A 12,829-nucleotide genomic window follows, 5' to 3' on the forward strand; every position below is an offset into this window, starting at 1 on the left:
GCCACAGCCCAGCACACCCTGCACGTACCGATCACCAAGGAATTCTCCGTGACACCTGCACGCACCGGCAGCGCCGACAGCTTCCGCCTGGTTCTCGGCTCGACCAGGCTCCGCGTGGGACTCGCCTTCGTGCTCGTGCTGCTGATGGTCCTCGGTGTGCGCCTGTTCCAGCTCCAGGCCCTCGACCTCAACGGGATGGCGCAGGCCGGCCTGTCCAAGCGCCTGACGATCACCACGGTGGAGCCCGTTCGCGGCTCCATCGTCGACATGAACGGCAAGTACTTCGCCCGCAGCGTCGAACGCTACGACGTGGTGGTGGACCAGACGCTCAGCGCGGTCGAGGACTTCACCCGTACCGTGCCCGATCCCGAGGAGGAGGGCGAGGTCATCCGCGAGACAGGAGTCCCGATCGAGCAGGGCCTGTCAGAACTGTCCGCAGTGCTCGGGATCGACGTCGAGACGCTCCGCGCATCCGTGCTGGGGGACAGGACCTTCAACTACGTGGCCCGGTCGGTCACCCCCGAGGTCAGGAACCGGGCACTGGCCGTCGGCATCCCCGGTGTCTACGCCGACAAGACCAGCGTCCGCACCTACCCGGCAGGACCCGTCGCGGGCTCCATCATCGGTTTCGTGTCCGACAACGGGGATCCGCAGGAAGGGCTCGAGTACTCCCAGAACGATGCCCTCGAGGGCGAAGCGGGCAGCAGGACCTTCGAGATCGGTGGCGACGGGATCCGGATCCCCTATGCGACCAATGAGGACATCCCCGCCGTCGACGGCCAGACGGTGCGCCTCACCATCGATCAGGACCTCCAGTGGTTCGCACAGCAGACCATCGCGTCGCAGGTGAAGGACTACAACGCCGAGTGGGGCAACATCGTGGTGGTGGAGGCCAAGACCGGAGCCATCCGCGCCATGGCGGAATCGACCACTCCGGACCCCAACGACCCCACGGCGACGCCGGCCGAGAAACGCCGGCCCAACTCCGTGAGTGCCTCCTTCGAACCGGGCTCGACCACCAAGGTCATCACGATGGCGGCGGCGCTCGAGGAGGGGCTGATCGAACCGACGTCGCGCTTCACGCTCGAGAACCGCTACACCGTCGGGAGCCAGACCTTCAAGGACGCCTGGGAGCACGGCACGGAGAAGCGGACGGCAGCCGGGGTGCTCGCCAAATCCATGAACACCGGTACCGTGCAGATCGGTGAGAAGCTCACCAAGCAGCAGCGGTACGACTGGCTGAAGAAGTTCGGGATCGGCGAGCCGCTGGGTACGGGACTCAACGAGGAGAACCAGGGTCTCCTGACCACGCCCGACAACTGGGACGACCGCCAGCAGTACACCGTGCTCTTCGGACAGGGCCTCACACAGACGGCGCTGCACACGGCCATGGTGTACCAGACGATCGCGAACGACGGCGTGCGCCTGCAGCCGCGCCTGATCGATGCCTACATCGATCCCGACGGTACGGAGCACGTGGTCCCCGAGGCAGAGGGCACGAAGGTGGTGTCCGAGGAGACCGCAGCCCAGATGCGCAAGATGCTGGAGACGGTGACGGAGGAGGGGTCCGGCAAGTCCGGCGAACTCGAGCAGTACCGGGTCGGATCGAAGACCGGCACCGCCGAGGCGCCCAGCCCGAGTGGCGGATACGACGGCTACACTCTGTCCTACGCGGGGATCGCCCCGATCGAGGACCCCGAGTACGTCGTCGTGATCACGCTGCAGCGGCCGCAGGGGGATCTGTACTACCTGATTCCCGGGCAGTCCTTCCAGAAGGTCATGCAGCAGGCCCTCAATTCCGACAACGTGCCGGCTTCGACGACGAAGCCGGACATCTACCCGGTCGAATTCTGACCCGGAGGCCGACAGCACCGTGCACCAGACCACCTCGCAGGGAAGCGACGCTTCCCTGATGCGTCCCCGCGCTCCGCGCCCGGTCGGCCTCGCCGACGCCCTGGCGGCCATCGGCGTCGATCGGCCGGGGGGCGCGTCGACGCTTCCCGTCGTCACAGGCATCTCGCTCGATTCCCGGGCCGTGCTGCCGGGTGACGTGTACGCGGCCCTGCCGGGCGCCGCCCGCCACGGCGCCGAGTTCGCGGCACAGGCTCTCCGCGCCGGCGCCGTCGCGATCGTCACGGACGAGGACGGCCACCGGATGCTCGAGTCGACCGGGCCCTTCAACGACGGCGGGGGAGTGCCCGTCGTCGTCGTTCCGGGGACGCGGAGCGTCGTGGGCCCCCTCGCGCGGCTGATCTTCGGCAGCGGCCCCCAGGACGGATCGACGGCTCCCACCCTGTTCGCGGTGACGGGGACCAACGGCAAGACCACCTCCACGTACTTCCTGAACGCCCTGCTCGAGGCCCTCGGCCGATCCACGGGGCTGATCGGGACCATCGAGATCCGGGCCGGCGACGAGGCGATCCCCAGTGCGCTCACCACACCCGAGTCCCCGCAGGTCCACTCCTTGCTCGCGCTGATGCGTGAACGGGGCCTCGACGCCGCGTCGATGGAGGTCTCCTCCCACGCTCTGGAGTTCGGTCGCGTGGACGGCGTGCTCTTCGACGTGGCAGGCTTCACCAATCTGACGCAGGACCACCTGGACCTGCACGGGACCATGGAGGACTACTTCGATGTGAAGTCCGCCCTGTTCACCGCCGAACGGTGCAAGCGGGCGGTGGTCCTCGTGGATGACGCCTGGGGCCGCCGGCTGGCGGCGACGGCGGCGGTGCCCGTCACCACCCTCCGTACCCACACCGACCCGCCGGACGACGCCGGGCAGGCGCCGGACTGGACGGTCACGGACGTGCGGCCGAGCGGATTGGGCCATGTCTTCTCGCTCGAGTCCGCATCGGGTCCGCGGCTCCGCCTGCGCACGGGGCTGCCCGGCTCCTTCAACGTCTCCAACGCGGCCCTCGCAGCCGTCATGGTCCTGGCCTCGGGGGTTCCGACCGAAGACCTGCAGCGCGCGCTGGACGCCCACGATCCGTTCACCACCGAAGTGCCAGGACGCATGCAGCTCATCGGGGAGGCGCCGGCCGCGATCGTGGACTTCGCGCACAATCCCGACGCACTCGAGCGGACCCTCGCGTCCGTCCGGCGGCCCGGCGGACGCGTCATCGCCGTCTTCGGCGCCACCGGTCAGCGGGACGAGTCGAAGCGCCCCGTCATGGGTGCCGTGGGCGCGCGTCTCTCGGACATCCTGATCGTCACCGACGACGATCCGCACGACGAGGACGACGCCGTGATCCGGCGTGCCGTGCGCGCCGGCGCCGAGGCCGCGGTGCAGGCCGAGGGGTTGTCCTGCGAGGTCCTCGAGGTCTTTCCGCGCGCCGACGCCATCGATCGGGCGGTCGCCCTGGCCCGGCCGACCGACACGGTCATCATCGCCGGGCGCGGACACGAGGTCTGGCAGGAAGTGAAGGGGACGAACCTGGCGCTCGATGATCGCGTGGAGCTGCGTTCCGCGTTGACAAGGCACGGATTCTCTGGGCTTTCCGGAGCCGGGATAGAGTCCTGAACCGTCATGATTGAATTCAGCGCAGCCGAGATCGCGGCACTCACGGGCGGGGTCCTGGTCGGTATCGACCCGGAGGGTCCTGCCATCTCGGTCACCTCCGCCGCGACCGATTCGCGGGAATGCATCACCGGTTCCCTCTTCGTCGCCAAGCCCGGTGAGGAGTCCGACGGACACCTCTTCGTCGGTGCGGCGTTCGAGCGGGGGGCTGTCCTCGCCCTGTCGGAGCGGGAGGTCCCCGCTCCCTCCGGGTCCGCCCATCCTGCGGTCGTGGTCCCCGACGCCGTCCTGGCGATGGGCACGCTCGCGGCCGAGGTCGTGCGCCGCCTGCGCGCCGCCGGCGACATCACGGTCATCGGCATCACCGGCTCGGCGGGCAAGACCACCACCAAGGACCTGCTGGCAGGCCTCCTCTCCGCCCAGGGCCCGACCGTCGCGCCCCGCGGCTCGTACAACGGTGAGGTCGGCGTGCCGCTGACGGTCTTCCAGGCCGGCTGGGACACGCGGTTCCTCGTCATCGAGATGGGCGCCACGAAGCCCGGCCACATCGCGTACCTGGCGTCCCTCGTCCGGCCGGACATCGGCGTCGTCCTCGGTGTCGGGTCGGCGCACGCCGGCGAGTTCGGTGGGGTGGAGAACATCGCGAAGGCCAAGGGAGAGCTGTTCGAGGCCCTGGCCCCGGCCGGCACGGCGATCATCAATGCCGATGACGAGCGCGTGCTCGCGATGCTGTCGCGGACGACGGCGAAGCCCGCCTTCTTCACGTCGTCGGACGATTTCTCGCCGGTCGGCGACCGCGTGGTGCGTGCCCGGAACAGCACGACGACTCCGGACGGCAATCCCTCCTTCACCCTCGTGCTGCCGGACGGCAGTGAGCACGACGTCGTCTCGCCGCTCCTCGGGCTCCACCACACCACGAACCTGCTCGCCGCGGCCGCCGTGGCCTTCGAGGTGGGATGCGTACCCGCGCAGATCGCCGCGGGTCTCCGGACGCTCGCCGCAGCCAGCCGCTGGCGGATGGAACGGACCGAACGGTCCGACGGCGTGACGGTGATCAACGACGCCTACAACGCGAATCCCGAATCGATGCGCGCCGCCCTGCGCACGCTCGCCGAACTCGGCGGGGGGCAGCGGCGCACCTGGGCGGTACTCGGCGAGATGCTCGAGCTCGGGGACCGTTCCATCGAAGAGCACGATCTGCTGGGGCGCGTGGTGGTCCGGCTCAACATCTCGAAGCTCATCTGTGTAGGGCCGAGGACCCGGGCGCTGTTCAACGGTGCCGTCCTCGAAGGGTCCTGGGGGAGCGAGGCGGTCCACGTCGACGACGTCGAGGCGGCCGAACGCATGCTCACCGACGAACTCGAGCCCCGGGACATCATTCTCTTCAAGTCCTCCAACGGTGCGGGCCTGCGTTTCCTCGGAGACCGGGTCGCGCAGTCGGCGCCGGACGCCTCCGTCGCGAGCGGACCGGCCGTCACGACAGACGCAGCGTCCACATCCCAGTCCCAGTCCCCAGCCACGGCCGGCGGCCCTCGACCCGACGCTCCCGGAAAGGCCCAGCAGCCGTGATCGCGCTCCTCATAGCCTCGGCTTCGGCCCTCTTCTTCGCGCTCGTCGGCACGCCCCTGTTCATCCGGCTGCTCGTCAAACGGGGGTACGGGCAGTTCATCCGTGACGACGGACCCACGGCCCACCACACCAAGCGCGGCACACCGACCATGGGTGGGGCGGTGATCGTCGGCTCCGTCCTCCTGGCCTACTTCCTCACGCACCTCATCATGATGGCCACGGGGTCGCCCGTCGGCGGCCCGAGCGCCTCGGGCCTGCTGCTGCTGTTCCTCGCCGCAGGCATGGGGCTCGTCGGATTCGCCGACGACTACATCAAGATCTCGAAGCAGCGCAGCCTGGGCCTCAGTGCCCCGGCGAAGATCATCGGCCAGTCGGCGGTCGGCATCGTCTTCGGCGTCCTGGCCCTCGGGTTCCCCAACGAGCAGGGCCGCACGCCGGCGTCCACCGCGATCTCCTTCATCCGCGACCTGCCGATCGACCTGGCCTTCGCGGGGACGGTCTTGGGGGCGATCCTCTTCGTCATCTGGTCGAATCTCATCATCACGGGCGCGAGCAACGGGGTGAACCTGGCGGACGGACTGGACGGTCTCGCCGCGGGCGCCTCCATCCTCGTGTTCGGCGCGTACATGCTGATCGGCATCTGGCAGAGCAATCAGAGCTGCGGCTCACCCGGCGCCGGAAGTGTCTGCTACGAGGTGCGGGACCCGCTGGACCTGGCCCTCATCGCTGGGGCGATGTGCGGGGCGCTCGTGGGCTTCCTCTGGTGGAACACCTCTCCCGCCAAGATCTTCATGGGCGACACCGGCTCGCTCGCCATCGGCGGGGCGATCGCCGGGTTCGCGATCCTGTCGCGCACGGAACTGCTCCTCGTGATCCTCGCGGGACTCTTCGTCATGATCACCCTCTCGGTCATCATCCAGGTGGGGTACTTCAAACTGTCCGGCGGCAAGCGGGTCTTCAAGATGGCTCCGCTGCAGCACCACTTCGAGCTCCAGGGCTGGCAGGAGGTCACCGTGGTGGTGCGGTTCTGGATCCTCGCGGGCCTGTTCGTCGCCGTGGCCCTGGGCATCTTCTACGCCGAATGGGTCGTGGGATGAGCGGGCCTGACGCAGCGCTTCCGCACTGGGAGACTCCCCGCCTGAAGGACCTCACCACGTGGGACTCCGCGTGGGCAGGGCTTCGCGTCGTCGTGGCCGGCATCGGAGCCTCGGGCTTCTCCGCCGCTGACACGCTGATCGAGCTCGGCGCCGTCGTCGTGGTGGTGGACGGCGGTGCGACCGCGGCGAACGAGGCGAAGGCCGACACCCTCAGGATCGTCGGGGCGCACGAGGTGCTCCTCGGTGCCGAGTACGCCGAACGACTGCCACTCGTGGACGGCGTGCAGGCGGACCTCGTGGTCACCTCGCCCGGCTGGCGTCCCACGCAGCCCCTGCTGGCCGAGGCGGCCGCTGCGGGCGTGCCGGTCTGGGGCGACGTCGAACTCGCCTGGCGCCTGCGTGAGCGGGCAGGCCGCACGACGCCGGAATGGCTCACCATCACCGGTACCAACGGCAAGACGACCACCGTGGGCCTGACCGAGTCCATGCTGATCGCGGGAGGCAAGCGGGCCGTCGCCGCGGGGAACGTGGGAACGCCGATCCTCGACGTCATCCGTGATCCGCAGGGCTTCGAGTTCCTCGCCGTCGAACTCTCCAGCTTCCAGCTGCACTGGTCCTACTCCCTCTCACCGCTCGCCAGCGTCTGCCTCAACATCGCCGAGGACCACGTCGACTGGCACGGCAGCTACGAGGCGTACGCAGCGGCGAAGGCCTCCGTGTACGAGCGCACGCGCGTCGCCTGTATCTACAACGTGGAGCAGCGCGAGACGGAGGCGATGGTCGAGGAGGCGGAGGTCGTCGAGGGGTGCAGGGCCGTGGGCTTCACCACGGGGATGCCCTCGGTCAGCATGCTGGGCGTCGTCGAGGACCTGCTGGTGGACCGTGCCTTCATCCAGCAGCGCAAGGACTCCGCCGCCGAACTCGCGGCGATCGGCGAGCTCGGCGAGGTGGTGCCCCGCCACCTCGTCGCCAATGCCCTCGCCGCTGCGGGGCTCGTGCGGGCGGCGGGTCTCCCGGCGGCCGCGGTACGCGACGGTATCCGCTCCTTCCAGCCGGGCGAACACCGCATCCAGGTGGTCACGAACGAGGCCGGTGTGCTGTGGATCAATGACTCCAAGGCGACGAACCCGCATGCGGCCTCGGCCTCGCTGGCCTCCTTCCAGTCGGTGGTATGGATCGCCGGAGGGCTCTCCAAGGGTGTCTCCTACGATGCCCTCGTGCAGGACCACGCCGGCCGGTTGCGCGCCGTCGTCCTGCTCGGCGAGGACCCGGCTCCGCTCCTGGACGCTCTGCGGCGACACGCACCCGATGTTCCGGTCTCGCTCCACCCGAACCTTCACACTGGACACGGGGACGACGGCGAAGGGTCACCCGACCCGACCACCGGCGATGCCCTGATGCAGTGGGCCGTCGCCGAGGCAGCAGGTCTCGCCCGGGACGGCGATACGGTGCTGATGGCACCGGCCGCCGCATCGATGGACCAGTTCTCCTCCTACGCGCACCGCGGGACCGCCTTCATGGCGGCCGTCGAGGCACGGGGTCTCCAGGGGACAACCGCGAAGGAGTCGTAATGGTGACCACGCCCACCCGTCCGGGCGGACGCAAGCCGCCCGCCGGACCGGGACGGGACGGGGACGCCGGGCGGCCGGCAGCACCGGCGGGTGCGGGTTCCACGCCCGGGCGCCGGTTCGCGGCCGCCCTCGGCCGGACCAGGCACCCGAAGGGCACGATCGGCGCACCGGAGCAGGCCGCAGAGGGTCCGGGCAAGGGCCTTCGGCATCGCCTGCGGCGGGGGTGGGAGCTCCTCGAGGGCACCGATCACGCCCCCTCCGGCTCCAGCTACTACCTCATTCTCGGATCCGCACTCGCGCTGACCGCGATCGGACTGCTGATGGTGCTGTCGGCGTCCTCCGTCGAGGCCATCTCCGACGGCAAGGATTCGTTCGACCTCTTCCTCAAGCAGGCGCTGTGGGCCGCCGCGGGCATCTTCCTCATGGTCGTGCTCTCCCGCCTCGGTCCGCGCGCGTACAGGGCGCTGGCCTGGCCGAGCCTCCTGATCGCCGTGGTGCTCCTCGTGCTGGTGCTCGTCATCGGTGTCGAGATCAACGGCAACAAGAACTGGATCAGGATCGGGAGCCAGACGTTCCAGCCGTCGGAGCCCACGAAGCTGGCGCTGGCACTCTGGTTCGCGGCCGTCCTCGACCGCAAGAAGGCGCTCATCAGGGACTGGAAGCACGCCATGATCCCGGCGCTGCCGCTGGGCGGCCTGCCGATCGGCCTCGTGCTGATCGGCGGTGATCTGGGCACCGGCCTCGTCCTCATGATGATCGCCGGCGCGGCCCTGTTCTTCGCCGGCGCCCCGCTGAAACTCTTCACCCTCGCCGGCGTCGCAGCATTGGCCGGCTCCCTCCTGATGGTGGCCACCAGCTCCAACCGTGGCGGGCGGATCAGCGCCTGGCTGCGGCTCAACTGCGACGACGGCGCGGACCTGTGCCTGCAGTCGGACAACGGGCTCTTCGCGATGGCGTCGGGCGGCTGGTTCGGTGTCGGTATCGGCCAGAGCCGGCAGAAGTGGAACTGGATCCCCGAGGCCCACAACGACTTCATCTTCGCCATCATCGGCGAGGAGTTCGGGCTCGTCGGGACCCTCGTGATCGTGGTCCTGTTCGGCATCCTCGCCGTCGCCACCATCCGGGTGGCCCTGCGCTACTCGGATCCGTTCGTCCGCATCCTGATGGGCGCCATCCTCGTCTGGCTCATCGGGCAGGCTTTCGTGAACATCGGGATGGTGACGGGCCTGCTGCCTGTCATCGGGGTGCCGCTGCCGTTCATCTCCTACGGCGGCTCCGCCCTCACCTTCACGCTCGCCGCCGTGGGCGTCCTCCTGTCCTTCGCTCGGAAGTCCCCGCACGCCACCCTCCCGCCGACGCCGGGCAGCAATCCCGTCGGTCCACGCTCCGGAAGAGACCTCGCCTCGTCATGACACACCCTTCACCCCCCGGCCGTCCCATGGCCGACCCTGCTGCGTCCGAGGCGTCCGCGGCCCAGCCGGGCGCCCTGTCCGTCGTCCTCGCGGGGGGAGGCACGGCCGGGCACATCAGCCCGCTGCTGGCCATCGCCGGAGCCGTCGTCGCGCAGCGCCCCGGCACCCGGATCACTGCGGTCGGCACCGAAGCCGGCATGGAGACGCGGCTCGTCCCGGCGGCGGGGTTCGACCTCCGGACCATCGACCGGGTGCCTCTGCCACGACGGCCGTCCGTCGATCTCCTGAAGCTCCCGGTGCGTCTCGTCCGTGCCGTCCGCCAGGCCCGCGCCATCATCGTGGACACCGGCGCCGACGTCGTCGTGGGCGTGGGTGGGTATGTGTCCACACCCGTCTACCTGGCCGCATGGATCCGTCGGGTCCCCGTCGTGATCCACGAGGCGAACGCCCGCCCCGGGATCGCCAACCGGGTGGGAGCCCGCATCGCGGCCCGCGTGGCCGTCGCCTTCGAGGGCACGGGCCTCACCGACGCCGTGCTGGTCGGCATGCCAATGCGCCGGAGCATCGCGGATCTCGACCGGTCGGCGGACAGCAGTGGGGCGCGCGCATCGCTGGGCCTGGACCCGGACCGGCCCACCCTGATCGTCACGGGCGGTTCCTCCGGGGCGGCGAGCCTGAACAGGGCCATCGCCGCGTCGGTGCCGGACCTCATTGCTGCCGGGATCCAGGTCCTGCACATCACCGGCCGGGGCAAGCGGATCGACGGCGACGACGGTGCGCGGTTCACGGCCGCCGGGTACCACCAGGTCGAGTTCGTCGACGGGATGGAGCGGGTCTACGCGGCAGCCGACCTCCTCGTGGCGCGTGCCGGCGCAGCCACGGTCAGCGAGGTGAGTGCTGTCGGCCTCCCCTCGGTCCTGGTGCCGCTGCCCCATGGCAACGGCGAACAACGACTCAACGCGGCGTCCCTCGTCGCGGCAGGCGGTGCCCTCCTCGTCGAGGACGCCGCTGTCACCCCGAGCTGGATCCGGGAGTCGGTGGTACCGCTCGTCGCCGATGCCGAGCGGCTCGGCGCGATGTCGAAGGCCGCCTACTCCCAGGGCGTGCGGGACGCGGACCGCCGGATGGCGGAGCTCGTCCTCACGGTGGCAGGAGAATCACGATGACGGACGGCGCAACGGAAGGAACGATGACCGGAACGAACGATGCTGCATCCGGGGGAGCGGCACGAGACCTCAGGAACGCGGATGGCTCCCCTTCCGCCGGCACGGCCCCCGGCGCCGCGGGACGCACGGGGCTGCTGGAACCCGTGCACTTCATCGGCCTGGGCGGCGCGGGAATGTCGGCGGTCGCGCGGGTCCTGCTGGGACAGGGGGTCCGGGTCTCGGGCTCCGACGCCGCCGACTCGCGAACCCTCCGGGCACTGGCGGGCCTCGGTGCCGAGGTGCACGTGGGGCACCATGCCGCCGCCGTCCCGGACCGCGGGACCGTGGTGGTCTCCTCGGCGATCCGTCCGACCAATCCCGAGCTGGTCGAGGCGACGCGCCGCGGGCTGCCCGTCCTGCACCGGTCCCAGGCGCTCGCGGCTGCCATGACGGGTCGGCGTACCATCGCGGTCGCGGGCACGCACGGCAAGACTACGACGACGGCGATGATCACCGTCCTGCTGCGCCAGGCGGGCCTTGCTCCGTCCTTCGCCATCGGGGGAGACGTGGCAGCCCTCGGCGTCAACGCCGCGTGGGACACCGGTGAGGTCTTCGTCGCCGAGGCCGACGAGTCGGACGGCTCCTTCCTCAACTATTCGCCGCAGATCGCCGTGGTCACCAATGCGGAAGCAGACCACCTCGACCACTACGGCAGCGCGGACGCGGTGCAGGACGCCTTCCGGCACTTCGCCGCCCTGCTTCCCGACGACGGCCTGCTCGTCGCCTGTGCCGACGACGAGGGGTCCTCGACCCTCGCCGGCGCCGTCCCGCACACGCGGCGCGTCCGCACCTACGGCTACGCGCCGACCGCTGACATCCGGATCAGCGCCACGAGGGCGCTCGGCAGCACCACCAACAGCGTGCTCTCGTTCGCCGTCGACGGTCTCGACGCGCAGCAGGACCTGCAACTGAGCGTGCCGGGTCGCCACAACATCCTCAATGCGGCGGCGGCCTTCACGGTGGCCCTGGAGCTCGGCGTGGACCCTTCCGTCGCGGCCCTGGGACTGTCCCTCTTCTCGGGTGCTGCTCGCCGGTTCGAGGCGCGCGGGGAGGGCGACGGAGTGCGCGTGTTCGACGACTACGCGCACCACCCCACGGAGGTGCACGCGGCGCTGACGGCGGCGCGGACCGTCGCCGGTGACCATCGCGTCCACGTCTTGTTCCAGCCCCACCTGTTCTCCCGGACGCGCGAGTTCGCAGCGGGCTTCGCGGAGGCGCTGTCACTCGCCGACACCGCGACGGTGCTGCCGGTGTACGCCGCGCGCGAGGACCCGGTGGACGACGTCGGCGGGTGGACGATCACGGACCGCATGCCGGCCCCGGGCTCGGCCTATGTCGCGGACCCGGACGAGGCCCTCCGCACCGTGGTCGGCAACGCGGCAGCGGGTGATCTCGTCCTCACCCTCGGAGCAGGTGACGTGACGCAGTACGGGCTCCGGCTCGTCCGTCTCCTCATGGACCGTGAGACCACGCCGAGCGCAGGCCTGGACGGGGCCGGCGGGACGGACCAGCGCCAGGCGCAGGGCGGGGCCACGGGATGACGCCCCGGAAGCCCCAGGTCACACGCCCCCCGGCCCCCCGGGGAACGGTGTCCCTGCTCGACCGGGCGGACGGTCCACTGCCGTCGGGGACGGTGCTCGACTTCCCGGCTCCGAAGAAATCGCACCGGGTGCGGAACCTCGTACTCGCCATCACGGCCGTGGTGCTGGTGCTGGGGGGTGTGGTCGCCTACGTCCTCTTCTCCCCGGCGCTGGCCCTGCGGACCATCGTCGTGGAGGGGAACGATCTCGTGGGCACCGCCGAGATCCAGGAGACGCTGGCGCCGCTGGAAGGGATCCCGCTCACGCGGATCCCCGCCGACCAGGTCCGCGGCATGCTCGCCGACAAGGCACCCATCGAGGACGTGAGGGTCGCTGCGGAGCCGCCGTCGACCCTGGTGGTGACCGTGCGGGAGCGCGTTCCCGTGGCCGTTCTCCAGAACGGCGCGGGGTTCGTGCTGATCGACTCCGAAGGGCGCCAACTGGCGGGGATCGACCGGCGCGACCAGGTGAAGCTGCCGCTCATCGACGGCGGGACCGGTGCCGTCCAGTCGGAGGTCTTCCCTGCGATCACGTCCGTCCTCGCCGAACTCCCGGTGTCCGTCCTGTCGCGGCTCAACCATGCTTCGGCCTCGAGCGTCGACTCGATCCGGTTGTCCCTCTCCGGAGACCAGGGGATCTTCTGGGGGAGCGCCGACCGCAACGGCGAGAAGGCCCTGGTACTGGAGGCGATGCTGCGGATGCCTGCCTCCGACCCACCGGTCACGGAGTTCGACGTCAGTTCGCCCGACCGACCAGTCACGCGCTGAATGAGGCCGGCGCTCCGGGCGGTCGAGGCGACACAGAGCGCACCGGAGCGTATCGCCGTGGACGCACTCCGACACGTCCGACACGCCCGACACGCGGCGGCCGGTGGTTGCAAC

General features: G+C 70.2%; 9 protein-coding genes. All 9 read left to right on the forward strand.

The window, feature by feature from the left end:
* Nucleotides 1-48 precede the first annotated feature (48 nt).
* The 9 genes from FJV46_RS11695 (at nucleotide 49) to FJV46_RS11735 (ending at nucleotide 12,715) form a co-directional block, all read left to right on the forward strand.
* Nucleotides 49-1,854, forward strand: a complete 1,806-nt coding sequence (locus FJV46_RS11695; protein ID WP_306298270.1) for a peptidoglycan D,D-transpeptidase FtsI family protein — start codon at nucleotides 49-51, stop codon at nucleotides 1,852-1,854.
* 58 nt (nucleotides 1,855-1,912) lie between these two features.
* Complete coding sequence (locus FJV46_RS11700; RefSeq protein WP_087025829.1) at nucleotides 1,913-3,517, forward strand: UDP-N-acetylmuramoyl-L-alanyl-D-glutamate--2,6-diaminopimelate ligase; 1,605 nt, start codon at nucleotides 1,913-1,915, stop codon at nucleotides 3,515-3,517.
* A gap of 6 nt (nucleotides 3,518-3,523) precedes the next feature.
* Nucleotides 3,524-5,083 (forward strand): UDP-N-acetylmuramoyl-tripeptide--D-alanyl-D-alanine ligase, encoded by a 1,560-nt coding sequence (locus FJV46_RS11705; protein ID WP_087025721.1) that lies wholly within the window; start codon nucleotides 3,524-3,526, stop codon nucleotides 5,081-5,083.
* Nucleotides 5,080-6,180 carry a phospho-N-acetylmuramoyl-pentapeptide-transferase gene (gene mraY / locus FJV46_RS11710; RefSeq protein ID WP_087025724.1) on the forward strand — a complete coding sequence of 367 codons (1,101 nt, stop codon included), beginning with the start codon at nucleotides 5,080-5,082 and terminating at the stop codon, nucleotides 6,178-6,180. Before FJV46_RS11705 ends, mraY begins: the two co-directional genes overlap by 4 nt.
* Nucleotides 6,177-7,751 (forward strand): UDP-N-acetylmuramoyl-L-alanine--D-glutamate ligase, encoded by a 1,575-nt coding sequence (gene murD / locus FJV46_RS11715; RefSeq protein WP_087025726.1) that lies wholly within the window; start codon nucleotides 6,177-6,179, stop codon nucleotides 7,749-7,751. Before mraY ends, murD begins: the two co-directional genes overlap by 4 nt.
* Nucleotides 7,751-9,163 (forward strand): putative lipid II flippase FtsW, encoded by a 1,413-nt coding sequence (gene ftsW, locus FJV46_RS11720; protein WP_087025730.1) that lies wholly within the window; start codon nucleotides 7,751-7,753, stop codon nucleotides 9,161-9,163. Before murD ends, ftsW begins: the two co-directional genes overlap by 1 nt.
* Before the next feature lie 26 nt (nucleotides 9,164-9,189).
* Nucleotides 9,190-10,329: an undecaprenyldiphospho-muramoylpentapeptide beta-N-acetylglucosaminyltransferase gene (gene murG / locus FJV46_RS11725; protein WP_087025733.1), complete on the forward strand. Its 1,140-nt coding sequence runs from the start codon at nucleotides 9,190-9,192 to the stop codon at nucleotides 10,327-10,329.
* A gap of 173 nt (nucleotides 10,330-10,502) precedes the next feature.
* Nucleotides 10,503-11,909 carry a UDP-N-acetylmuramate--L-alanine ligase gene (gene murC, locus FJV46_RS11730; RefSeq protein ID WP_232008670.1) on the forward strand — a complete coding sequence of 469 codons (1,407 nt, stop codon included), beginning with the start codon at nucleotides 10,503-10,505 and terminating at the stop codon, nucleotides 11,907-11,909.
* 47 nt (nucleotides 11,910-11,956) lie between these two features.
* Complete coding sequence (locus FJV46_RS11735) at nucleotides 11,957-12,715, forward strand: cell division protein FtsQ/DivIB (protein WP_158250117.1); 759 nt, start codon at nucleotides 11,957-11,959, stop codon at nucleotides 12,713-12,715.
* The last annotated feature ends 114 nt before the right edge of the window (nucleotides 12,716-12,829 follow it).

It is taken from the genome of Arthrobacter agilis (genome assembly GCF_006494655.1).
Taxonomy (GTDB): Bacteria; Actinomycetota; Actinomycetes; order Actinomycetales; family Micrococcaceae; genus Arthrobacter_D; species Arthrobacter_D agilis.